Origin of the sequence: Sinomicrobium pectinilyticum (assembly GCF_003725735.1) — a bacterium.
GTDB lineage: Bacteria > Bacteroidota > Bacteroidia > Flavobacteriales > Flavobacteriaceae > Sinomicrobium > Sinomicrobium pectinilyticum.
The window spans coordinates 1-24755 of the sequence record NZ_RJTM01000110.1; the positions used below are offsets into that span (position 1 = coordinate 1).

17 protein-coding genes are annotated in these 24755 nt (G+C 45.3%); 7 read left to right on the forward strand and 10 right to left on the reverse strand.

All coding sequences use genetic code 11. The features are described 5' to 3' along the window. The first annotated feature begins 456 nt into the window (after positions 1-456). The 5 genes from ED312_RS16740 to ED312_RS16760 all read left to right on the forward strand — a co-directional run bounded on the left by ED312_RS16740 (position 457) and on the right by ED312_RS16760 (position 10828). Positions 457-3729, forward strand: coding sequence for a SusC/RagA family TonB-linked outer membrane protein (locus ED312_RS16740; RefSeq protein ID WP_123217177.1), 3273 nt, complete (start codon positions 457-459; stop codon positions 3727-3729). A gap of 19 nt (positions 3730-3748) precedes the next feature. Then, positions 3749-5341 carry a SusD/RagB family nutrient-binding outer membrane lipoprotein gene (locus ED312_RS16745; RefSeq protein ID WP_123217178.1) on the forward strand — a complete coding sequence of 531 codons (1593 nt, stop codon included), beginning with the start codon at positions 3749-3751 and terminating at the stop codon, positions 5339-5341. Positions 5342-5448: 107 nt separating this feature from the next. Then, positions 5449-7854 carry a glycoside hydrolase family 3 N-terminal domain-containing protein gene (locus ED312_RS16750; protein WP_123217179.1) on the forward strand — a complete coding sequence of 802 codons (2406 nt, stop codon included), beginning with the start codon at positions 5449-5451 and terminating at the stop codon, positions 7852-7854. Between the two features lie 44 nt (positions 7855-7898). Continuing rightward, a complete protein-coding gene (locus tag ED312_RS16755; protein WP_123217216.1) occupies positions 7899-9347 on the forward strand; it encodes an alpha-L-fucosidase in 1449 nt (482 codons plus the stop codon). A gap of 23 nt (positions 9348-9370) precedes the next feature. Then, positions 9371-10828 carry an alpha-L-fucosidase gene (locus tag ED312_RS16760; protein WP_123217180.1) on the forward strand — a complete coding sequence of 486 codons (1458 nt, stop codon included), beginning with the start codon at positions 9371-9373 and terminating at the stop codon, positions 10826-10828. 77 nt (positions 10829-10905) lie between these two features. On the opposite strand, the gene pafA is transcribed toward ED312_RS16760, so the two are convergent. Beyond that, positions 10906-12555 carry an alkaline phosphatase PafA gene (pafA, locus tag ED312_RS16765; protein WP_123217181.1) on the reverse strand — a complete coding sequence of 550 codons (1650 nt, stop codon included), beginning with the start codon at positions 12553-12555 and terminating at the stop codon, positions 10906-10908. A 162-nt stretch (positions 12556-12717) separates the two neighbouring features. On the opposite strand from pafA, the gene ED312_RS16770 reads away from it, so the two are divergent. Together ED312_RS16770 and ED312_RS16775 are read left to right on the forward strand one after the other, a co-directional pair. After that, complete coding sequence (locus ED312_RS16770) at positions 12718-13455, forward strand: MlaE family ABC transporter permease (protein WP_123217217.1); 738 nt, start codon at positions 12718-12720, stop codon at positions 13453-13455. After that, entirely contained in the window at positions 13455-14222 is a 768-nt protein-coding gene (locus tag ED312_RS16775) for an ABC transporter ATP-binding protein (RefSeq protein WP_123217182.1), read from the forward strand. Before ED312_RS16770 ends, ED312_RS16775 begins: the two co-directional genes overlap by 1 nt. Positions 14223-14443: 221 nt before the next feature. Here the strand turns inward: ED312_RS16775 and ED312_RS16780 are convergent, their stop codons facing one another. The 9 genes from ED312_RS16780 to porV all read right to left on the reverse strand — a co-directional run bounded on the left by ED312_RS16780 (position 14444) and on the right by porV (position 24708). Continuing rightward, on the reverse strand, positions 14444-15913 hold the full coding sequence (locus ED312_RS16780; RefSeq protein WP_123217183.1) for a TIGR00341 family protein: 1470 nt from the start codon (positions 15911-15913) through the stop codon (positions 14444-14446). A 6-nt stretch (positions 15914-15919) separates the two neighbouring features. Continuing rightward, positions 15920-17008, reverse strand: coding sequence for a mannose-1-phosphate guanylyltransferase (locus ED312_RS16785; protein WP_123217184.1), 1089 nt, complete (start codon positions 17006-17008; stop codon positions 15920-15922). A 164-nt stretch (positions 17009-17172) separates the two neighbouring features. Then, positions 17173-17775, reverse strand: coding sequence for a SprT-like domain-containing protein (locus ED312_RS16790; RefSeq protein ID WP_123217185.1), 603 nt, complete (start codon positions 17773-17775; stop codon positions 17173-17175). An 84-nt stretch (positions 17776-17859) separates the two neighbouring features. Then, positions 17860-18543: an SDR family NAD(P)-dependent oxidoreductase gene (locus tag ED312_RS16795; RefSeq protein WP_123217186.1), complete on the reverse strand. Its 684-nt coding sequence runs from the start codon at positions 18541-18543 to the stop codon at positions 17860-17862. Between the two features lie 84 nt (positions 18544-18627). Next, positions 18628-19584 carry a M28 family peptidase gene (locus ED312_RS16800; RefSeq protein ID WP_123217187.1) on the reverse strand — a complete coding sequence of 319 codons (957 nt, stop codon included), beginning with the start codon at positions 19582-19584 and terminating at the stop codon, positions 18628-18630. A 445-nt stretch (positions 19585-20029) separates the two neighbouring features. Further along, positions 20030-21679, reverse strand: coding sequence for a pyruvate dehydrogenase complex dihydrolipoamide acetyltransferase (locus ED312_RS16805; protein ID WP_123217188.1), 1650 nt, complete (start codon positions 21677-21679; stop codon positions 20030-20032). A gap of 5 nt (positions 21680-21684) precedes the next feature. Beyond that, positions 21685-22683: a pyruvate dehydrogenase (acetyl-transferring) E1 component subunit alpha gene (pdhA, locus tag ED312_RS16810; RefSeq protein WP_123217189.1), complete on the reverse strand. Its 999-nt coding sequence runs from the start codon at positions 22681-22683 to the stop codon at positions 21685-21687. Positions 22684-23062: 379 nt separating this feature from the next. Then, positions 23063-23545, reverse strand: a complete 483-nt coding sequence (gene cdd, locus ED312_RS16815; protein ID WP_123217190.1) for a cytidine deaminase — start codon at positions 23543-23545, stop codon at positions 23063-23065. A gap of 2 nt (positions 23546-23547) precedes the next feature. Continuing rightward, positions 23548-24708, reverse strand: a complete 1161-nt coding sequence (gene porV, locus ED312_RS16820; protein WP_123217218.1) for a type IX secretion system outer membrane channel protein PorV — start codon at positions 24706-24708, stop codon at positions 23548-23550. Positions 24709-24755: the final 47 nt, after the last annotated feature.

Consider the following 24755-nt stretch of genomic DNA (forward strand, 5'->3'; position numbering starts at 1 on the left):
GACTTTACTCCTTTTTTACGTTAAGATTATTTTATCTCTTATCCATTATTCACGTTAATTATTGTTAAAACCATAGACATCCCACACTAATACCCTTTTTTCATTACTATTTCCACCATTATTACATTAAGTTGCTTAATTATTACGATCACCCCGTATGGCCAACCTTTATTTTCACAGGTAAACACGTTGATTTAAAAAATAAAAAGATTAAATATCACTTAAGATAAATCATACATTTTATACTTACCACTTACACACAACCTTTTTACAAGAATATAATAACACATTCTTAACACTTCCTTCGGCTTTTCAGAATTGTCATTAGTCGAAAAAATTTCCTTATGTTCATTTTTACCATAACATTTATATCCCTTTTTTAACGAAGGGACCAATCACTATTTTCCGGAGTGGCCCGAGTGGTCGCTCCATATTTTTAACTAACTCAAAATTAAAATGTGTAAAAAACAATTAACTTTTGTATTTACTGTTCTTCTCCTCTGCAGTCAGTTACTGCTTGCTCAGGACAGAACAGTCACGGGAGTGGTTACGGACGCCGAAGACGGCATGCCGTTGCCAGGGGTAAATGTGGTTATAAAAGGCACCACCACAGGAGCTTCAACGGATTTTGACGGAAATTTTACCATACAGGTTTCCGCAGATGCTGTTCTGGTTTTCTCCAATATGGGGTATGCTACCAGGGAAGTCGCAGTTGGAAACAATTCCGAAATCAATGTTGCTTTATCCCCTGCCATGGAAGAACTGGAAGGAGTGGTAGTAACCGCTCTGGGAATTAAAAGACAAGCCAGGGCTCTGGGATATGCCGTAAGTACAGTAAGTGCTGAAGACCTTACGGAAAGCGGGAACACCAATTTCGCCTCCGCATTATACGGAAAAGCCGCCGGTGTAAAGATCACTACTGCTCCCGGAGGTGCCAGCAGTGCCGTGAATGTTCAGATAAGGGGAATTAATTCCCTGAATTATAACCAACAGCCATTATATGTGGTAGACGGTGTGGTAATACGTAATGACGGACAGTTCGGTGCTAATGGTGCAAACAACAACAACTACTGGGATGACCAGCGTATCCAAGGGAATGGTATCCTGGATATCGATCCGAATAACATCGAAAGCCTGAATGTCCTTAAAGGTGCCAGTGCTACAGCATTGTATGGTTCAGATGCAGCCAGCGGTGTTATAGTTATAACCACGAAGAAAGGAACTGAGAAAAAAGGCCTTGGTATCGAACTTAACTATAACGGTACCGTAGAGCAGGTAGCTTTTCTTCCAAAATTCCAGAACACCTACGGTCCCGGATATGACAGGGAAACCAACCTCGCTAACGGTGCTACCGCCGAAGGCTGGATCCCGGATTCCGAGTCTCCTTCGGGCTTCCGCCCCTACTTCCGAGCATACGGGAACTTCGGTCCTAAAATGGAAGGCCAGCAGGTACGCTGGTGGGACGGATCTACACGCTCATACTCCGCACGTCCGGACAACTATAAAGATGTCTACAGAACAGGGTATACTTCCAATGTAAACCTGGCAGTGTCCGATAAGACCGAGAAACTCAATTACAGGCTTACCTACAGCCGTCTGGACTACAAGGGAACCCAGGAAGGAAACGAACTGGAGAAAAACACCTTCGGTCTTAACAGTTCTTTAAAAATCAATGACAAAATAAGTTTGGACATTGTTGCCAACTACATCAATACAATTACAACCAACCGTCCGTACCAGTTAGGACAAGTGTTGGGTTCCTTCGGAGGCTATTTCAGCCGTACGGAAGATATGGATCTGATGAAGCAGAAATACCGTACTTCAGACGGATATAAATACGTAACTTATGCCAACCGGGAACGTTCGGACGAATCGTTTATTTACGATATCCGCGCAACAAATCTTCTGGATTTCTTCTGGCAGCAGATGCGTAACAAATACGTAGAGACGGAAAACCGTCTGATCTCCAGCGCTACACTCAACTGGGAACTTGCAAAAGGGCTTCAGTTCCGGGGAAGAATAGGGAGCGATTACACCAGTCTGAACTCCGAAAACAAACAACACAACGAATATCCGCTGCGATTTAACGGCGCCACCAGTACCGGCGCCTTCAGTGTTGCCACGGGACAATATTCCATACTTTACGGAGACCTTCTGCTCACCTACTTTAAAGAGCTCGGTGAAGATTTCGATTTCTCCGTTTCCGGGGGGTTCCAGTCCCGCTCCGAAAAATACAAAGATCAGAAATCCGCCACTACCGGTGGTCTGGTAACAGAAAACTGGTTCAGCCTTAACAACTCTTACGGAATTCTGGAGACCAGCTACAACAGGAAAGAGTTGTTGAAGTATGCCTATCTGGGCATATTGAACTTAAGCTATAAAGACTTTCTCTTTGTGGAAGGAACGGCAAGACAGGAATACGCATCCACATTGCCTGCCAAAAACAACTCGTACTTCTATCCATCTGCAAACGCAAGTTTTGTATTCAACGATGTACTCCAGGTTCCGGAGTTTATGAGTTACGGTAAAATACGGGCATCTTACGGTGTGGTAGGTAACGCTCCTCCCATGTATGAATCTAATATATCTTATAACCAGATTTCCCTGCAAAGTATTAATGGTTCCGTACCTGCCCTGAGCCTGAACAGTGCATATGGTAACGATGATCTTAAACCGGAGAAAAAATACGAGATGGAAGTCGGGCTTGAAACTCAATTCTTAAACAACCGTATCGGACTGGATATCAGCTACTATGACAATCAGGTAAAAAACCAGATCCTCGCCCTGCAGACCGCTCCTTCCGTAGGAGCCTCCAGCCAGCTCGTTAATGTCGGGGAAATAGGAAGCCGTGGATTTGAACTGGCCATTAATGCTACTCCCCTGGCAGGAGATTTCCGCTGGGATACACGTTTTAACTTTGCCGTAAACCAATCCAGGGTTAATTCTCTTATGGATGGTGTTGATGAACTCGTGTTTTATACCGCAGAGCAGAATACGATAAAAATTGTTGCCGGAGTAGGAGAAAAACTGGGCAACATTTATGTAAACCCAAGGGCTACGGATGAAAATGGCAACTACCTCATCAATGATGATGGTCTGTATGTAATGGACAAGAATACTTATGTAAAAGCCGGTAACATTATGCCAAAAGCAGTAGGTGGCTTTTCCAATACTTTTACGTACAAGAATTTTTCTCTTGACTTCTCTGTAGATTACCGTTTAGGGGGACAAATGGTCTCTCCCAATACCAAGTACATGATGGGAGCCGGTATGCTGGAAAATACCATGCAGTACAGGGATGCAGAACATGGTGGAATTTCCTATACCGCAGATGGTGTCACCTATAACGACGGTGTATTACTGGAAGGTGTAAATCAAAATACGGGGCAGCCTAATGAAGAAGTAATCAGTGCAGCTACTTATTACATGAACACTTTTAACTGGGGAAATGATTCCTGGAGTCGTGAAGGCGCTATTTATGACAACAGTTATATTAAAATGAGGGAAATGGTCCTAGGTTACAACCTACCGGATAAAATAGCCGAAAAACTGCATGTACAGAATCTGAGGATTTCCCTTATCGGAAGAAACCTGTTCTATATATGGAGAACCCTCGAAAATATTGATCCGGAAGCTCCTTTAGGCAACAAATGGTGGTCTCAGGGCGTGGATGTCGGGTCTACCGCTGCAACAAGAAGCTTTGGTATTTCCCTGAACGCAAAATTCTAAACTAAAAGACACTAAAATTATGAAAAACAAATTCATCATATTAGGTTTGCTCACATTGCTGATGACCTCTATCAGCGGATGTTCGGACCAGCTTGAGGATAAATACCTCAACCCGGAGCAATCTACGGATGCCAGCATACCAGGTTTTTTCACCTCCATGCTGAATAATGATCGTGTGCGCCCCAGCTACTGGAACGTACGTACATTTCTCCTTCCCCATCCCGCTGTATATACACAAACCGCATTCTTTATGAACAGCAATTCCGTATATCAGCAAAACGATGACTATTCCGACCAGTACTGGAGAGACTTCTACGTATCCGGCGCTAACGGAGGCGGTGTTCTCAGCACCTATGCCGCCATGCAGGTAAATTATGAGGGTCTCACCGACCAGGAAAAGGAAGATAATGAAATATTCATGCATGCCGCTAAGGTGATCCTCATTGATGAAGCCTCCAAAATGGTGGATCTTTGGGGAGATATTCCATTTAGTGAAACAGCCAGCCTCATTAAAACAGGGACCATAGAAAACGGTAAATTCGACGATCAGGAAGAACTTTATTATTCTTTTATCAATGACCTGAAAGAAGCTGCCGATTATTTTGCTTCGGCAAGCACTACGGGAAATTTCTCAAGATATGATATATTGTTAAGCGGAGATACGGACAAATGGACGAGATACGTCAACTCCCTCCGTTTAAGGCTTCTTATGCGTATATCCTATGTAGACGAGGCCACTGCACAAACCGAAATAATGAACATGCTCAATAACAGCGGAAATTATCCCCTGATTGACGGGGGAAATGCCGGAGACTACGATCCGGCCGCTTCGGATGTACTGCTTCAACCTGTCACTACCTATCAGGATGATCTTACCAGCGCCCTTACTGAGCTTCCCAGCCATTACGCACCGGACTACATGCTGAACACGGTCATGCTTCCCGCCGAAGACCCGAGGATACCCATAATGTTCGACAAATACGGAAGAACAGAAGATGATGAGTTTATTCCAAATGAGGAGTACAAAGCAATGCCCATCACATTCACTGCCACACAACAGGAGCAGCAAAACAGGAACTATTCCATACTGGATTCGATTACCTTCATACAAAACCCGGATCTTCCCGGTATTGTTATAACTGCACCGGAAGTAAATTTCCTCAAAGCCGAGGCTTATGAAAAGTGGGGTGGCGGAGATCCCCAGGCAGCTTATGAGACCGCTGTTAAACAATCCGTTTCCTTTTACTATTACCTCAACGGGGCTAATCAAAAAAACAAGTCTGCCGAAGAAAAGCCGGAAAGCAGTGTAATAGAAGAGTTCATTACCAATGAAAACATAGCTTATACCGGATCACGGGAAGAAAAGCTGGCTAAGATCTGGACGCAGAAATGGCTGCACTATGGTTTCCTTCAATCTACCCAGGCATGGGCAGAATACAGGAGAACAGGATATCCTGAGCTGACCTTCCCTGAAGCTACACTCTCCGGTTACCGCACACCCCCGTCCAGACTGGTATATCCTTCCACGGAAAAGAACTACAACAGCCAGAACTATCAGGCTGTTCAGGGGCAGGATGTCCGTGACGGGAAAATATTCTGGGATGTGGATTAACCTATGAAAAAAAGCAATTACATAACCTAACTACTAACTGCAAAAAGAGGTTGTTATTTTAATGACAACCTCTTTCTTATTAATTTTGGAAAAATCACGTACAGACAATGAAAGCATTCCGGCATGCCATATGGATCACACTTCTCATCAGTCACTTACCTGTTACCGCCCAGAAAAAGAGTACTTCTCTTCCTGTTTATAAAGACAGTTCGGCTCCCGTTGAACAAAGAGTAACCGACCTGCTGCAACGCATGACCACCGAGGAAAAAGTCGGGCAGCTCAGCACGCTTCTCGGATGGGAGATGTATACTAAAAAAAGAAATAAAGTCACGGAAAGCGATGCCTTTCGCAAGGCCATAAAGGAACAGCATATAGGCATGTTGTGGGCAACCCTTCGCGCAGATCCGTGGACAAAGAAAACACTGGAAACAGGGCTCAATCCCGAACTGGCCGCGAAAGCCACCAATGCCATGCAGAAATATGCCATAGAAGAAACAAGGCTCGGTATTCCCCTTCTCCTCTCCGAGGAATGCCCCCATGGCCATATGGCCATAGGCACAACCGTATTCCCTACTTCCATAGGGCAAAGCAGCACCTGGAACCCGGAGCTTATAAAGGAAATGGCCACCGTTATTGCAGAAGAGGCACGCCTTCAAGGAGGGCATATCGGTTATGGTCCGGTCCTGGACCTGGCCCGCGAACCGAGATGGTCGCGTGTAGAAGAAACGTATGGCGAAGATCCCGTACTCAACAGTAGAATGGGTGAGGCTATGGTTCTGGGCTTTCAGGGCGATGACCTGAAAAGCGGTTACAACCTTATTTCCACCCTGAAACATTTCGCCGCATACGGTGTCCCCGAAGGCGGACACAACGGCAATGCAGTTCATGCCGGAACCCGTGAATTACAACATAGTTACCTTCCTCCTTTTAAGGCCGCGGTAAATGCCGGTGCCCTTTCTGTAATGACTGCATACAGTTCTATTGACGGTGTACCGAGTACCGCCAATCACTGGTTGCTCAACGGCCTCCTTCGCAACGAATGGAATTTTGACGGTTTTGTCGTATCAGATCTGGGCAGCATAGAAGGCCTCTCGGGCAACCATCACCTAGCAGGCACTTTCCCGGAAGCAGCAGCACTGGCCATAAATGCCGGGGTAGATGCAGACCTGGGAGGAAAAGGATACGGGACACATCTTCTGAAAGCGCTAAAATCCGGAGAGGTATCCGAAAATATACTGAACACGGCCGTTCGCCGGATACTCCGGCTCAAATTTGAAATGGGACTGTTCGAAAACCCTTATGTAGATCCTGCAAAAGCAAAAAAGGAAGTACGCAGCCGGAAACATATAGCACTTGCCCGAAAGGTAGCCCGCGAGTCCGTAACCCTTCTCAAAAACCAGGAAAATATACTTCCCCTGTCCAAGGACATAAAAAGCATAGCCGTCATTGGCCCCAATGCTGACAATATATACAATCAGCTCGGGGACTATACGGCACCTCAGGCAGAAGACAACATAGTCACCGTTCTGGAAGGCATAAAAGATAAGGTCCCACCCGCTACCAAAGTTACTTATGTAAAAGGATGTGCTATCCGCGATACCACTCAAATAGATATTGCCGGCGCAGTACAGGCCGCGAAACAGGCAGAAGTAGCTGTTGTGGTTCTCGGAGGTTCAAGCGCACGCGACTTTAAAACAAAATATATAGACACAGGCGCCGCCACCATAGGTCCGGATACCGGTACCGGCATTATAAGCGACATGGAAAGCGGGGAGGGTTATGACAGGTCTACACTGCATCTTCTCGGTAAACAAACCGAGCTACTCCGGGCCATTGTAGAGACCGGCACCCCTACTATTCTCATCCTTATCAAGGGACGTCCCCTGCTCCTCAACTGGCCTTCGGAAAATGTCCCCGCTATCCTCGATGCATGGTATCCCGGCCAGGAAGGTGGCAATGCCATTGCCGATGTGCTCTTCGGCGATTATAATCCTTCGGGCAAATTGCCCATTTCTGTTCCCAAATCCGTAGGGCAGTTACCGGTATATTACAATGCTCTGTTTCCCGTAAAACACAATTATGTGGAAGAAGATGCCAAACCGCTTTACAGTTTTGGCCATGGCCTGAGTTATACCGATTTTCGGTATGAAGGGCTTACCGTAACTGTTGACGAAAGTGAAAATGACGTCACGGTAAATATAAAATTCCGGATAAAAAATACCGGGCCTAGAGACGGCGATGAAGTGGCCCAGTTATATCTCCGGGATGACGTAAGTTCTGTAGTTACTCCTCAAAAGCAGCTTAAGGCATTCAAGAAGGTCCACCTCAGGGCGGGAGAAGAGAAAACCCTGGAATTCCGGCTGAAAGCCAGAGACATGATGCTTTGGAATACCCGAAGAGAATGGGTAACGGAAGCCGGAACTTTCTCACTGATGATCGGGGCTTCTTCCGAAGATATAAGATTAAACAGTTCTTTCGAAATATCCCGTAATATAAAGATACACAACCCATGAGAATTTCATATCTTTTCACAGAAAACAGCAAAAACAATTCGTACATGACTTATAGCAAAAAAACGGTATTGGCCTTCTGTGCAGGTCTCGGCCTGGCCCTTTCTGTCCGCGCGCAGGAAGATAACCTGCACCGGAGGTCCGCTATCTATGAAGCACCAAAAGATGCTAAGGTAATTGAAAAACTGGACCGGTGGCAGGATCAGAAATTCGGGATGATCATCCATTGGGGCATTTATGCCGTTCCCGGCATCATAGAGTCCTGGTCCATCTGTTCGGAAGACTGGATAGAGCGTGACAGTACCATAACCTATAATGACTATAAAAAATGGTACTGGGGACAAAGTAAAAAATTCAATCCCGTCAACTTTAACCCGGAGCAATGGGCAGATGCCGCAGATGCCGCCGGTATGCGATACCTGGTTTTCACCACAAAGCATCACGACGGTTTCAACATGTTCGATACCAGGCAAAGCGATTTTAAGATCTCCAATGGTCCTTTTGCGGATGATCCCCGTGCGGATGTCGCCAGATATGTTTTCGATGCTTTCCGTAAAAAAGGCTTCATGATCGGGGCTTACTTCTCCAAACCCGACTGGCACTCCGAATATTACTGGTGGCGCAAATACGCCACCCCCACCCGCAACAATAATTACGACATCCGCAAAAATCCATGGCGATGGAATAAATTCAAGGATTTTACCTATAACCAGATCAGCGAGTTGATGCACAATTACGGCAGTATAGATATACTCTGGCTGGATGGCGGCTGGGTACGCCCCCGTGAGACTGTCAATGACGAGGTCCTCTCCTGGGGAGCCCCGATACCGGAGTGGAGCCAGGACATAGACATGCCCAGAATAGCAGCCATGGCAAGAGAAGCCCAGCCCGGCATCCTGATGGTGGACCGCACCGTACACGGTCCGTATGAAAATTACCAGACCCCCGAACAACGCATCCCGGACGAAAAGATAGACAATCCCTGGGAAAGCTGTATGACCCTCGGAAATGCGTGGAGTCATGTGCCGGGCGACAAATTTAAATCCACCGCAAAGGTCATACATTCCCTTGTGGAAATTGTAGCCAAGGGGGGCAGCCTGCTACTCGGTGTGGGCCCAAAGCCGGACGGAACCCTTTCGCAGGAAGTCATAGACCGTTTAAAAGATATCGGGAAATGGATGTCTGAAAACGGCGAAGCGATCTATAATACCCGGACTGTGGACCATTACAGTGATGAAAACACCTACTTTACCCAAAACCCGAAGAAAAAGAAAACCTATGCCATTGTCTGCCTTCCGGAAAACAAAACGATCCCCGAAGTGGTTACATGGACAGGTAACCTTCCGAAAAAGGGCAGTAGTATGAAACTTCTTCAAACAGGGAAAAACGTGAAATGGGAAAAAGAAGGAAACCAGGTCAAGATATTTTTACCCGCTTCCCTGCAACAGAATAAAGATGTCCCCGCCATCGCATTTTCCTATACAAGGGAAAAATAAATTTGAGTCCAAAACCCGAAAACATGAAAAGACTAATCGCTATCACCACAATCCTCCTTACCCTCTGTTCCTGTAATTCACCCAAAAAACAGGTATCCGTTCCGGAGCCTGCAGGCCCTGTTCCTTCGGAGGCTCAACTGGCCTGGCAGGAGATGGAGTTGAATGCCTTTGTCCATTTTACCACCAATACGTTCACCGGTAAGGAATGGGGTTACGGAGACGAAAGCCCCTCCATATTCGCTCCTACCGGCATTGATGTAAACCAATGGATAACCACTTTGAAAGAAGCCGGTTTTAAAGGTGTTATACTTACTACAAAGCACCACGATGGTTTTTGCCTGTGGCCAAGTAAGTACACCGAACATTCCGTTAAAAACAGTCCCTACAAAAACGGTAAAGGAGATATCGTAAAAGAAGTTTCCGAAGCCTGTAAACACCACGGCCTTAAATTCGGGATATACATGTCTCCGTGGGACCGTAACCGCGCCGACTACGGCGAACCGTCCTATATCGAATATTACCGCAACCAACTGGAAGAGCTTTTCACCAATTACGGTCCCGCTTTTGAAATGTGGTTTGATGGTGCAAACGGTGGTGACGGCTATTACGGAGGTGCCAATGAAACCCGCAATATCGACAGACAAACTTATTATGACTGGCCGGCCACACTGGATATGGTACGCAAAATACAGCCCGAACCGCAAGTGTTGTTTTTCAGTGACGCCGGACCGGATATTCGCTGGGTAGGTAATGAAAAAGGGCTGGCCGGAGAGACCAACTGGAATACCATTTCCAAGGACACTTTATATGCCGGAAAAGCCGGTATAGAAAAATTATTAGCCACAGGTTCCGAAGATGGAAAACAATGGATACCTGCCGAAGTTGATGTATCTATCCGCCCAGGCTGGTTCTACCATGAAGAAGAAGACTCCAAAGTAAAAACCGCCGAACAATTATTTGATCTCTATCTGACTTCCGTGGGCCGGGGTTCTAATCTGCTACTCAATGTGCCTCCGGATAAACGTGGCCTCATCCACGAGAACGATGTGGAAGCCCTTCGCGGGTGGCGAAAACTACTGGACGAGACTTTTCGCACCAATCTGGCTTCCGGAGCTCCCGCAACAGCGACAGCGTATCGCGGAAATTCCCCGGAATATGCGGCGACTAACGTAACTGACGGTAAAAAACAGACGTATTGGGCCACGGACGATGGTATTACCAACGCTTCCGTTGAAATTGATCTCGGGAAAGAACAACAGGTCTCGTATATCCTTCTCCAGGAATATATTCCCCTGGGGCAAAGAGTCAAATCTTTCACTGTAGAAGTTCAACAGGGAAAAGACTGGAAAGAAATAGCCGCTGCCACTACCATAGGGTATAAGCGCATACTGAAAACAGGAGCGGTAAGAACAGACAAAATACGCATTAATATTACAGGCGCCAAAGCATGCCCGTTAATCTCCAATATTGAAGTGTATTAGATCTCACAGATTGCAGGTTACAAGTTGCAGGTTCAACCAAACCAAACCTGCAACTTGTAATTTATAAGCCGGGACATTTAGTCCTCAATCTCTATTGCCTTCTGTACCGGATGGCCGGTGGTCCCGCTCGGAAATGCAATACCCAGAAGAACTGCAATGGTAGGAGCCACATCGTTAATATGTGTTTCTCTAACCGTACTTTTCCCCTTTCTGATCCCCTTTCCGTAAAATAAAAGAGGAGTATGGGTATCGTAGTTTAAAGCAGAGCCATGTGTAGATCCGGTCCTGGGATAGGAGATTACCGCAGGTGCCAGTACAAAAAGTACGTCTCCCGATCTTTTCTGGTTGTACCCTCTTTGTAAGAGTGCGGTGATCCTTTCCGTAAATTCCGCTTCCGTAAATACATGTGCCGCATATGCTTTCTCAACATCTTTATATTGCATCACCTCTTCTACCAGGTCATCCTGTATATCCCGGATACGTAAATTATTTTCGCTGGCCACTTTGTGATCTATAAAGATCTGAAAATTGGATATATTGGCTATCAGCCCGTCCACACCGTATTTCTCTTTCGCAAATTCCTTCATGTGAATAGTAAAATTCAGCAGGTCAAAATATCCTCCCGGTATGTTTAGAGATTGCAGATAAGAAGGTACCTGTACTGCGGCATGGTCTGCCGTAAGAAAGACGGTATACTCTCCTTTCCCTACGCTTTCGTCAAGTGCAGAAAGAAGCCGGGCAAGGTCTTTATCCAGCCTCAGGTAAGTATCCTGTACTTCCTTGGAGTTTACCCCGAACCGGTGTCCTACATAATCTGTAGCCGAGAAACTTACCGCGAGAAAATCGGTAACATCATCCTGCCCGAGGTTTTCGCCGTCAAGGGCCGCAAGAGCGAAATCCACCGTCAGGCTGTTTCCGTAAGGAACCGACTTCAGTATGTCGTATCCGCCGTTATTTTTCATCAATTTACCCAGTTCATGAGGGAATGTCGGCGTTTTTTCCCCTTTAAAGGGGCCTTCATAAGGGTTATTATCCGGTCCGCTTTCGACATAGGTATCTATATCGTAAAGCGTGTTCCACGTAGTAACGTATTCCTTCACTTTACCGGACCGGTTAAATTTTTTCACCCACCCCGGAAGTTCATCTATATAATAAGAACTCGTTATCCACTTTCCTTCATCTTTACCATGAAACCAGTAAGCGGCATTAGCGGCATGACCTGCCGGCAGAATTGCCCCCCTGTCTTTCAGCGCCACTCCTATTACCTTACCACGGAGTTCCGTGGCCAGTCGTAACTGGTCTGTTATGGTAGTGGTTTTCATCCGGTGCGGGGACATCTTTCCTGCATCCGACTGCGTACCAACAGACTGCCGCGTATCATCCTCAGCACAATATACCATTCTGTCCTGTTCCTTATCATACCAGTCATTCCCGATGATACCATGTATCGCCGGTGTCGTACCGCTATAAACCGAAGCATGGCCCGGGCCTGTATAGGTTGGCGCATAATTATAATGGTTATTCCTGCAATTGAAGCCGTCATTTACCAGGCGCCTGAAGCCATCATTACCATATTTTTCCCAGAATCTGGTAATATAATCGTACCGCATCTGGTCTACCACGATACCTACCACAAGTTTGGGTTTTGCGTAAGGAGTTTCTTCCGTTTGTGCTTTAGAACCGAAGGCTGCGAATACACATAATACCGCAGCTGCTAATTTTCTCATAACTTTTAAAATTTTTAAGACCCGTAAAAATAAATAGTTCTCACTAAAATCCCGTTCGCATTGCATTATTTAACGATATATCTTTTCACAAAAAAAATGATCTTCACAAAATAAACTGCCCAACATTATTTATTTTTACCTTAGTTGCTATATTTTTACCGTATGAAGTATTTTGAAGCCATTGGCAAATATTTTTTAATGATACTAGAAGTTTTCAGGAGGCCTACCAAATGGTCTATCATGAAAACCCTCATCCTCAAAGAGATTGACGACCTGATATACGGTTCCCTGGGCATTGTAATTTTTATCTCGTTTTTTGTTGGCGGGGTGGTAGCCATACAGACTGCTTTAAATACCGATTCCCCTCTACTTCCAAAGTACCTGGTGGGCTTTGCCACACGGCAATCGGTAATACTGGAATTCGCCCCGACCTTTATCTCTATAATCATGGCCGGTAAAATAGGCTCTTATATAACTTCCAGTATTGGTACTATGCGTGTTACCGAACAGATCGACGCCCTGGAAGTAATGGGAATTAACGCCTTGAATTACCTGGTATTTCCAAAAATAGTAGCCTTGCTCCTGTACCCCTTCGTAATATCCATATCCATGTACCTGGGAATTTTGGGAGGCTGGACTGCAAGTGTTCTGGGAGGGTTTAATACCAGTACACAATTTATCGAGGGGCTTCAGATAGACTTTAAGCCTTATCACGTTTTTTACGCTTTTTCTAAGACCTTTATTTTTGCCTTTATACTGGCTACAATACCCTCTTATCATGGGTTTTATATGCAAGGGGGAGCACTGGAGGTCGGTAAAGCCAGTACCACTTCTTTTGTATGGACCAGCGTGGTAATCATTATCATTAATTATATTCTCACTCAAATGTTACTCGGCTGATGATTGTTGTAGAAAACTTACATAAATATTTTGACGGCGAACCTATTTTAAAGGGTATATCCACCTCTTTTGAAAAAGGCAAGACAAACCTTGTCATCGGGCAAAGCGGATCGGGAAAAACAGTTTTTTTAAAGTCGTTACTGGGTCTTTTTACCCCGGAGGAAGGTAATATCATATACAATGGCGAGACCTATTCCGAAATGGATGACAGCCAAAAACGCGATCTGAGACAAAAAATGGGCATGGTATTCCAGGGAAGCGCCCTTTTTGATTCCATGACTGTGGAAGAAAATGTGATGTTCCCCCTGCGGATGTTCACGAATGATCCCATAAGTGAAATGCAGGAAAGGGTAGATTTTGTGCTCAACAGGGTAAACCTTACGGATGCCCATCATAAATTCCCCTCGGAAATTTCAGGGGGAATGCAAAAAAGAGTGGCCATTGCCAGGGCAATCGTCAATAAGCCGCAATATCTCTTTTGTGATGAGCCCAATTCGGGACTGGACCCGAAAACGGCAATCGTAATTGACAATCTCGTGCAGGAGATCACCCGGGAGTACGACATAACCACGATAATAAACACACACGATATGAACTCCGTAATGGAAATCGGGGAAAAAATCATTTTTCTGAAAGATGGTTATAAAGCCTGGGAAGGCAGTAACAAGGAGATTTTCAAGACTGATAATGAAGCGGTGACTAACTTTGTATACTCTTCTGAGCTCTTTAAAAAAGTCCGCCAGATGTATATCGAGGAGAGAAACTGACAAAAATTACGGATGAGATCGGGGAGCGAATTTCCGTCGCCCCCGATCTCATTTTTCTTTAGGGCCTGTTAACACTACCAGAAAAGATGGATTTTTTGAGTATATTTTTTGTCTATCGAGGCATTTTTGACAAGTTTGGCAGCGCCAAATGAGGAAAAAATAACAAAGAGAGGCAGAAAATAGGCCAAAAAGCTGCTTTGAGTGTGTAGTGTTAATAGGCCCTAGTTCAATTGCTTTATTTCAACTTTATCGTTAGATGTTTTTAGCTGTAACCAATTCTTCAATTTCTCAAATTCCTTTTCACGCTGGGCTCTGGAAGCTGATTCCTTCCATTTCACGGTAAATGCGGGCACCGTATCCATGGTAGCAAAATCCGTTCTGATTTCATTGGAAAAACCAAATTCTCCTACTCCATCATACAAGACTTTGGCTTCTCTACTGAGTTTTGCGAAATCCACATTGTAGGTAAGCTTCCGGAGCCTTTCCACTTCGTCTTCCAGGAAACGGATTTTCTCTGCACTGTTTAACAGATCTTTTTTACTCGATTCATACAGTTCATGCACGTAATTATACTTCTGTTCCGAGTCGCTTTGTCCGCCCTGTACAATACGGAGTTCTGCATTCTTCAGTGCAGGATAATCTGCTTGCTTTTGGTTCTCCCAGGTATTTATAACATTGGTCGGAATAACTTCATCACCCATAAAAACAAGCTCTATCGTAGACTTCCCGTCCCTTTTATAATTTATTTCGGAAAGGTTCTCCAGAAACATGCCTCCTTTCGAAAACTCATAAGGTCTCACTACCGTATGAATAAATTTCCTGGCGTCGTTACGGAACCTGGATTCTTTCCATACATTAAAAAAAGTATATCCGGCAGGGATCATAACAATAACGGCTATCAGGGAAGCAATGCGGGAAATAAGCCTTCTCCTTGCCGAATTCACATACCTGACCATGGGAAATCTCAGTATTTTGAGCACCAGGAATGTTGCCAGGCCTATGAATATGGTGTTGATAAGAAAAAGGTACATCGCCCCCATAGCGTATTCCCAGTTCCCGATAGCCAGGCCGAAACCTACCGTACAAAGCGGCGGCATTAAAGCCGTGGCTATGGCCACCCCAAAGATTACGCTGGCAATAGTTCCTTTCTTCGCACGGGCTATAACCAGCGCCAGGCCACCGAAAAAGGCAATGAGAACATCGCGTATATCCGGTGCGGTCCGCGCCAGTAATTCGGAAGATTCGTCACGTAACGGGAAAAACCGGAAGAAGAGAAAAGCAGTAATGATACTTAGCCCCACCATAACCAGAAAGTTCTTCACGGATCTTCTCAGGGTATCCACATCATTAATGGCAATAGACATCCCCATACCCAGGATGGGTCCCATGAGCGGGGATATTAACATCGCTCCGATAACTACCGCCGTAGAGTTGGCATTTAATCCCACCGACGCTATAAATATGGAACAAATCAAAATCCACGAGTTGTGCCCTTTAAACGGAATGTCATTTTTAATATGCTCTATGGTTGTTTCCTGGTCCGTATTGGAACGAATGTCCAGAAGTTCCCCGAAAAAGGTTTTGAGACTACCTAGTAAACCCGAAAAATCCTTTTTTACATTTTCAGTACTACTGTTCTGGCCGCCTTCCTTTTCTTCAGGCTGTGCCAAAGGTTTTTGATTCTCTTGCATACATTGTTATATTAAATCTTCTCCAAACTTTTGTTTTACTTTTTGCAACACTTCTTTAATGTTCTGCTCTTTTTGCTTGGGGTAGATTAATAATACTTTCTTTTTTTCGATAACAATGTAATCATCCAGGCCGTCGATCACCACGAGTTTCTTTCCACTGGTACGGATCATATTGTTCCCGGCATTTTCAATAAGCGTCCTGGCGTTAACCACGGCATTACCTGCATCGTCTTTGGGGAGTTTTTCATAGAGCGAGCCCCAGGTACCCAGATCGTTCCAGTCAAAACCGGCGGGTAATACATGTATATTATCCGAAGTTTCTAAAATAGCATAATCTATGGAGATATTCTCTGCCTTGGCATAATTTTTCCGGATAAAGGTCCGTTCGGCCAGAGTATTGTATTTGGACTTCCCCTTTAAAAATAACCGGTACATGTCCGGTTGAAGGTTTTCAAAAGCCCGCAAAATACTTTTTGCGCTCCAGATAAATATACCAGCATTCCACAAGTAATTTCCTTGTTTCAGGAATTCTTTTGCCCTTTCATAATCCGGCTTCTCCGTAAATTTCACTACCTGACAAATGCCGTCATTTTCCGTTCCCGATGCCTTATCATATTCGATATAACCATATCCCGTATTGGGAAAGGCAGGGGTAATACCCAAGGTCATCAGTATATCTTTCTCCAGGCATGCCGTAAAGCAGCGCTTTACATCCTCTGCAAATGTTTCTTCGTCTTCTATCCAGTGGTCACTGGGAGCTACGAGGATAACGGCATCCGGATTTTCCTTTTGTATTTTCATGGAAGCATAAAGGATACAGGGGGCTGTATTTCGCATGGCAGGTTCCAGCAATATCTGTCCGGGGTTCGCCCGGGGCAACTGTTCCAGTACGAGGTCCTTATAGCGCTCGTGAGTAAGTATACAGATATTCTCTTCGGGGATGATATGGCTTAACCGCTTAAAGGTCTTCTGGATAAGGGTCTCACCTGTTCCCAGCATATCGTGGAACTGTTTGGGCAATTCCGTAGTACTGACGGGCCAGAAACGGGAACCGATCCCTCCGGCCATTAATATTGCGTAGTAATTTTTATTCAATTTCAAAATAGTTTATCCGGTAGTTTATAGTTTGACGGTCGGGCTCCAAGGGTACGGACATCAATCCTTCTCATGTCCGGGATTTTACCCGTCTTTTTACAAACATCCTATTATATATTTGGGTACTGCCATACTTACCGATAAAAATCAGGGAAGGTCTCTGTCTACAGATCAGGTAATAATTCTACCTCTGCATTGGGATTAAACAGGTAGATCTTTCCGGATGATACTTCCACACATTCGTACCGTTTTATTTTTTTATGCCCCTTGCGGAATATCCTCCCGTTATATATACGAAAAAAACTTCCTAAAGGGAGTTCAAATATATAATTTTTATCGTTTTCCGGATCGAATTGCTTTAAAGCCAGTGCTAATGATGCGTCCGTATCGCTGCTCGCCCGGGGATTCCTGAAATGGCGTGCCAGCAAAGACAGCAGGCTGTCCGGAAAAACCGCCGGGTTCAAAAAGGGTAGCATTAACTTCCGGAATGTCGATTTCCACTCCGCCCCGTGCGGTTTGATATTCCCTCCGTATTCCCGGAAAGCCACTAAATGGGCCACTTCGTGCACGAGGGTAATGAGGAACTTATATTTGTTCAGACTTGCATTTACCGTAATCTGGTGCATCCCTCCCGGCAAACGCCGGTAATCCCCGTGCCGGGTAACCCGCTCATTGACGATCTTAAGATAAACGCCGTTACTCCGGATCAGATCAAAACAAGGGTCTACTGCTCTCTCCGGCAGGTATTTTTGCAAAATATCCTTCACTGTATGATCTCCATGTTTATCCTGTAACCGTATCGCTAACTGTTAGCGTCTGCATAATATTACAAAAAATCGAAATTTCAAAAATCACGGTGTGGAATTGGATACCTGCAACAGCTTACCATTGTAATAAGTGTTCCCTTTCAAGGCAAAATCAAAAATATACGAAGCCATTTCCGAAGCGGAAAGCGGCGCCTGATATCCCGGAAACGCCTCTTCCAGCATTTCCGTCTGCACGGCTCCCAGAGCCAGCACATTAAAGGAAGGTCCTGTTTCTTTATATTCCTCGGCCAGCAGTTCGGTAAGGGTAATTACCGCTCCTTTCGAAGAACTGTATGCCGCAAGTCCCGGAAATTTCACGCTCCCCTGTACGCCTCCCATACTGCTGATATTCACTACGTGCCCTTCTCCGGGCATAAAGGGAAGAACTCTTCGTATCATTTCCGCCACTCCGAAAACATTGACCTGGTATACTTCTTCAAATTCTTCCGGTGTGATTTCGGCAAAAGGCTTATTCACCAGTTTTCCGGCATTATTAATAAGGATATCCGCTTTTCCTTTCCATTTACCTGAAATAAAATCAGTCAGCTTCTCCAGGTCGTCTTTAACCGACAGATCGAATGAAAAAGAAGTTATATTCGGATGGTCCCATTCCATAACAGGACGTGCGTTCCGGGAAAGAGCGAGTACCCGGTGCCCTGCTTCCGCAAATATCCGGGCCAGCTGCAATCCTATCCCACGGCTTGTCCCTGTGATGATGACATTCTTCATACAAAAAATACAGATATCAGATTTTTGAGATTCCGGGTGTAAGTCCGGGGACGCCCCCCCGTCACTATTATCCAAATCCGGGATTTATTCATTTACAAATTTGATTTCCCTGCTCGCCGCATTTGCCATTTTTTCCATAACGGGAATCATTTCGGAAATAAAGGAAGTCATATGGTCTATATCCATCAATTCCACTTCATCTCCTACTTTATGGTAGTATTCAAAATTTGTAAAATCAAAGGTACAAATTGTTTGTGAAGGGACGTGGAATTCCAGAAAAAAGGGGTAGTTATCCGACCTCTTGAACAACTGAAAATCTTTGGCTTTGGGCAGAAACCCGATCAGGTTCTTCCCGGCATATGCATTCATTTTCTCTGCCATATTGGTATCTTCATAACCTGTAATATAAGCCGTATAATCGGCTGTCATAGGCACTCCTATCATTTCCAGGTTCACCACGGTATAGAGGTTGAGTTTTTCCGTACGCAGCTTTCGCGCCAGATGGCGTGAACCGAGAAGGCCTTTTTCTTCGGCAGAAAACAGTACAAAAAGCAGGCTTCTTTTATTGGTTCGCGAATCTCCGAAATATTTGGCCAGTTCCAGAACCCCGGTCGTTCCGGAAGCATTGTCATTGGCCCCGTTGGCAATAACATCATCGCCTTCTCCCTCTTTCTGTATCCCGATATGGTCGTAATGGGCGCCAATAATAATATATTCTTCTTTGAGTTCCGGGTCATTGCCTTCTACATATCCGACGATGTTATAGGCAGGTTCCTTAAAATTATCCAATGTATCGCGATAAGAAGAAAAATAAGGCTTCACCCCGTGGTCTGCAAACACCTCTTCTATGTATTGTGCCGCCTTCTCTATTCCGGGACTGCCCGAATCTCTCCCCTCCAGTTCGTCCGATGCAAGAAATTCCAAAGTTTCCCGGACATCTCCGGCACTCACTTTATAATCTGCCCCGACCTGCTCCGCCTGGGCATTCAGTCCGCAGATCATACCACAAAACAATATGGCGGAATAAAAATATCTTTTCATCTGTTTATTTTTTGTTGTTTTTCAATGGTCAGATGTAACCCCTGCCTACCGGCAGGCAGGTTTGATGACCAAAATAATGATAGCCTTGTGAGTCTAAAGATTCTTTTAGTCATGTCGGTTTCATGTGTTCAATTTAATTGTTTTTCCATCGTTACACGCAACCTTTGATGTTTAAAATAATTCTTTCTCCCTGTGTTCAACTATTTTAAACATGCCGGTTCCATGTTCTTTGTTTATTTTGTTTTTAACAGGTCAGATGTTATGCCCAAGAACATTTCTCTCCCGGGAATTCCGGTTATTATTGGCATCAGGGGGATTACAAAGACTTGTTAACGGGCATTTCATACGGAAATCGTTTACTGTTGTATTGGCTAAAATATATAAAAAATCCCGTTCCTTATAATGAAGGGAACGGGATTCTTTTATTTATTTCTCCTGTCCGGAACTATGCGAGCATGGTCACCGGATTTTCCAGATAGTGTTGTAATGTCTGCAGGAACTGCGCTCCCGTCGCCCCGTCTACCGTACGGTGATCACAGGCAAGGGTTATTTTCATCGTATTACCTACCACAATCTGACCGTCTTTAACCACGGGCTTCTGCACTATCGCCCCTACGGACAGAATAGCTGAATTGGGCTGGTTTATGATAGAAGTGAATTCCTGAATACCAAACATTCCCAGGTTAGATACCGTAAAGGTACTGCCTTCCATTTCCTGAGGCGTCAGTTTTTTATTCCTGGCCTTTCCGGCAAGTTCTTTTACCCGGGCCCCGATCTGCGTAAGGGTCATCTGGTCGGTAAAACGAACTACAGGAACTACCAGTCCTTCTTCCACTGCCACAGCTACGCCCACATGCACATGGTGATTGTAAAGTGTGGTATCTCCCTTCCATGACGTGTTTACCTGCGGATGTTTCTTCAGGGCCATGGCACATGCTTTCACTACCATATCATTGAAAGACACCTTGGTATCCGGAAGTGCATTTATCTGTCCTCTTGAAGCTATGGCATTGTCCATGTTCACTTCTATGGTCAGATAGTAATGCGGTGCGGTAAACTTGGATTCTGCAAGGCGCTTGGCGATGGTTTTCCGCATTTGCGAATTTTTCACCTCCTCGGAACTTTCTTCACCTGCGGGAACAAAAGGCATAGCCTGGGCCGCCGGGGCAGCCTGCTCTTTAGATGCAGACGCAGCCGGAGCGGTCTCTGCTGCGGGCGTATAATTTTCTATATCCCTCTTTACAATCCTTCCGTTTTCTCCGCTTCCTTTTACCTTGGAAAGGTCGATACCTTTTTCTTCAGCCATCTTTTTAGCGAGGGGCGATGCAAATATTCTGCCTCCGTCCTGAGATACTGAAGTACCTTTTTCCGGACTTTCCTTAGTTTCTTCGGTCTTCGAAGTGGCTTCGGACGTTTCTTTCCCGGCACTTTTTTCCTTTTTGGCTCCGCCGCCGGCAACAGTTTTGAGAACAGCGTCCACATCCGTACCTTCCGGTCCTATGATCGCCAGAACAGCATCAACGGGTGCAGATTCCCCTTCCTGTATACCCACATGCAGCAAGGTCCCCGAATAGAACGATTCGAACTCCATAGTTGCTTTGTCGGTTTCTATTTCCGCAAGAATGTCGCCTTCTTCTACTTTATCACCGACTTTCTTTAACCAGCTTGCTACGGTACCTTCTTCCATCGTATCGCTCAGGCGCGGCATGGAAACCACTTCCACTCCTTCGGGGATTTCCCCGGAAGCTTCTTCTGTTTCCTCTTCCTTTCCTGATCCGGAAGACTTGCTCTCTTCTGCTTTTTCTTCTTTAGCTTCCGTTTCACCTCCGCCGTTCAGTAATGAAGAGATATCTTCTCCTTCCTCTCCTATGATAGCCAGGAGGGAATCAACGGGTGCTCCGTCGCCTTCTTCTATTCCTATGTGCAATAAAGTACCGGAGTAAAAGGATTCGAACTCCATAGTAGCTTTATCTGTTTCTATTTCAGCAAGAATATCGCCTTCCTCTATTTTATCTCCTACTTTTTTCAACCATTTTGCCACCACACCTTCTTCCATGGTGTCGCTTAATCTCGGCATATTAATTACTTGGGCCATAAGAACTATAATTTATGAGGTAAAAACGGATAATCTTCTTGTGCGTACACTACATCATACATCACGTTCTTATCCGGGTAGGGCGATTCTTCAGCAAATTTCTCGCATTCTTTCACCAGGTCTTTTACCCGTTTGTCTATTGCTTCTATTTCTTCGTCCGTAGCGTACTTCTTTTCTTTTATTACATCCAGCACCTGGGTGATCGGGTCTATTTTCTTGTATTCCTCCACCTCTTCTTTGGTCCTGTAGTGTTGCGCATCGCTCATGGAATGGCCCCTGTAACGGTATGTTTTCATCTCCAGGAAAGTAGGGCCTCCGCCACTTCTTGCCCTCTCTACGGCTTCATCCACAGCTTCGGCTACTTTTACCGGGTTCATACCGTCTACCGGTCCGCAGGGCATTTCATACCCGAGCCCGAGTTTCCATATGTCTGTTGTATGTGCGGTCCTGGCAACAGAAGTACCCATGGCATACCCGTTATTCTCACAAATAAATACTACCGGCAATTGCCACAACATGGCGAGGTTGAAAGTTTCGTGAAGTGATCCTTGCCTGACAGCTCCGTCTCCCATATAACAAAGGGTTACGGCGTCTCTTTTGAAATATTTATCGGCAAAGGCCATACCGGCTCCCAGAGGAATCTGTCCCCCGACGATACCGTGACCTCCGTAAAAACCTTTTTCTTTGGAAAAGATGTGCATGGAACCTCCGAGTCCCTGGGATGTCCCCGTACTTTTCCCGTACAGTTCGGCCATTACCCTCCGCGGATCAACTCCCATACCGATAGGCTGAACGTGGTTTCTGTATGCTGTTATCATCTTGTCCTTGGACAGGTCTATCGCATGGAGCGCTCCTGCAAGGACAGCTTCCTGACCATTGTACAAATGAAGAAATCCCCTTACCTTTTGCTGGATGTAAACTGCAGCCAGTTTATCTTCGAACTTTCTCCAGAACAGCATGTCTTCGTACCACTTCAGGTACACTTCTTTTGTGATCTTTTTCATGTGTTTACTTTTTTTCAGCGGTCAAAATACATCATCCCGACACATATCGGGATGTTTTATGCACCTGGGAACGCTTTTTCCGCACATGAATCCATTCCGGTTACATTCCTGCAACCTCTAAAAATCCATGTCCGTCTCATCAAATATCTTAATTAGTCTTTAAAATTGATGCCGCACCCCAAATTTATGCAAAAGGGGACTTTTTAATTGCGAGTTACAAAAGTAACATTTTCAATAAAAGTGAAAAAATGAAAAGAAGAGTTTTATTTTGGTTTTTTGTTAAATTAGGAAAAGTCCGTCTCGGGCCGTTAAAAGATGAAAGGCCTAACCGGAAAAACACCGCTTTTTTCGGACGGCTATCCGCAGAATATACGAGGGATCATAAATTGGATTTATCGAACAGCAGGGGCAGCAGGTCTTTGACCGAAGCAGCCTTAACGACTTTCCCGGTTTCTCCCATGAAATAAAGTTCCATAGGCTCTGCCTGTTTCACTTCGTATTCCGCCAGACTCTGCCTGCAGGCACCACACGGGGGAATGGGGGTCAGTACCGTACGGTTATCGGAAGCTGCGGATATGGCCATGGCACGGATCTTTACATCGGGATATCTGGCACCGGCGTGATACACCGCCACCCGTTCGGCACACAGACCCGAAGGATATGAAGCATTTTCCTGATTATTCCCGATAACCACTTCCCCGTTCTCAAGCAGTAAAGCAGCACCTACCTTAAACCTCGAATACGGGGCATAAGCATTTTTCCGTGCTTCTACGGCCTTCTGCATCAGGACCCGGATAGTTTCCGGAAGCTCATCGGTATTGTCATACACCATGAGCCTGGATGTGATCTCCACTTCTTTCATAACTAAAACTCCGTAAAATTATCTCCGAAATTAAACCGCAGCGAAAACCGCAGGGTATTTTCCAGGGGGTTCTGCACTTTTGATGTTGAAAACAGGTAAGACAGATCTATTGTTGCGGTATTAAAGGTAAATCCGGCACCGAGAGAAAAGAACTTACGGGCCCCTTTATCGTTACTCTCATTAAAATAGCCCGTCCGCAATGCAAAAACCTCCTGGTACATGTATTCCAGGCCCAGAGCCCAGGTCACTTCCTTCAGTTCTTCGCTGAATCCGTCGGGGGCATCACCAAAAGAATCGAAAATACCACCTACAAATCCTTTATTATAATAGTCGTCCTGCATATTAATAATACCGTCGCCGTTGGAATCGCTTGGGGTAGGCACGAGCAATTTATTAAACTCTATTGATGTCATCAACCTGTTATCCGCATCAAAAATAAACTCAAAACCGCCTCCGAGCCCCAGATTGGTCGGGAGGAATTCTTCCTGGGTATTATCATTGCTGTAACTGATCTTCGGCCCGATATTGGAAATATTAAATCCGCCACGCCACCTGCCGTTAAAATTAGCGTAGGCAATCTCGGGAGACTGGTAATACCCGGAGATATCCACAGCAAAGGAATTGGCGGCCCGGGCATCGACAGCCCCTTCCACTTCGGTAAGCCGGAGATCGGAACGCAGGTACCTTCCGGCAACAGCCATGGAAAACTGTTCGCTAAGCTTGAGGGAGTACGAGCCGTCCAAAGCTATTTCATTGGGTTTTACCTCACGTGCCTGGTCAAAAGCCGTCTGTCTGAACTCAAAGCCTCCTAAGCCGTAATACCGCAAACTGAAAGCAAAAGCACTCCGCTCATTCACACGTTTGTAGAAGTTAAGGTTCAAGAGCCCCATATCGTCTACCAGTTCGGTAAGATAAGGCGTATAACTTACCCCGATACCATATTGTGTTTCGGAAAAAACATACTTGGCAGGATTCCACTGCTGGGAAAAAGCATCGGGCGATGTAGCTACTCCCATATCTGCCATACCCGCCGACCGGGCATCTGCAGCAACTCTGAGGAAAGGCATTGCAGGGTTTATGGCACGGTAATCACTATTCTGAGCGTGTAATGCTCCCTGCATTGCAAAAAACGCAACAGCAATAAGAATACATATTTTTTTCATGTTCAGATTGGTAGATTTGTAACAAATATAATCTATAATTACAGTTA

Coding starts and splice junctions, on each gene's coding strand:
- ED312_RS16740 (WP_123217177.1), top strand. CDS start 457: ATGTGTAAAAAACAATTAACTTTTGTATTTACTGTTCTTCTCCTCTGC.
- ED312_RS16745 (WP_123217178.1), top strand. CDS start 3,749: ATGAAAAACAAATTCATCATATTAGGTTTGCTCACATTGCTGATGACC.
- ED312_RS16750 (WP_123217179.1), top strand. CDS start 5,449: ATGAAAGCATTCCGGCATGCCATATGGATCACACTTCTCATCAGTCAC.
- ED312_RS16755 (WP_123217216.1), top strand. CDS start 7,899: ATGACTTATAGCAAAAAAACGGTATTGGCCTTCTGTGCAGGTCTCGGC.
- ED312_RS16760 (WP_123217180.1), top strand. CDS start 9,371: ATGAAAAGACTAATCGCTATCACCACAATCCTCCTTACCCTCTGTTCC.
- pafA (WP_123217181.1), bottom strand. CDS start 12,555: ATGAGAAAATTAGCAGCTGCGGTATTATGTGTATTCGCAGCCTTCGGT.
- ED312_RS16770 (WP_123217217.1), top strand. CDS start 12,718: ATGAAGTATTTTGAAGCCATTGGCAAATATTTTTTAATGATACTAGAA.
- ED312_RS16775 (WP_123217182.1), top strand. CDS start 13,455: ATGATTGTTGTAGAAAACTTACATAAATATTTTGACGGCGAACCTATT.
- ED312_RS16780 (WP_123217183.1), bottom strand. CDS start 15,913: ATGCAAGAGAATCAAAAACCTTTGGCACAGCCTGAAGAAAAGGAAGGC.
- ED312_RS16795 (WP_123217186.1), bottom strand. CDS start 18,543: ATGAAGAATGTCATCATCACAGGGACAAGCCGTGGGATAGGATTGCAG.
- ED312_RS16800 (WP_123217187.1), bottom strand. CDS start 19,584: ATGAAAAGATATTTTTATTCCGCCATATTGTTTTGTGGTATGATCTGC.
- ED312_RS16805 (WP_123217188.1), bottom strand. CDS start 21,679: ATGGCCCAAGTAATTAATATGCCGAGATTAAGCGACACCATGGAAGAA.
- pdhA (WP_123217189.1), bottom strand. CDS start 22,683: ATGAAAAAGATCACAAAAGAAGTGTACCTGAAGTGGTACGAAGACATG.
- cdd (WP_123217190.1), bottom strand. CDS start 23,545: ATGAAAGAAGTGGAGATCACATCCAGGCTCATGGTGTATGACAATACC.
- porV (WP_123217218.1), bottom strand. CDS start 24,708: ATGAAAAAAATATGTATTCTTATTGCTGTTGCGTTTTTTGCAATGCAG.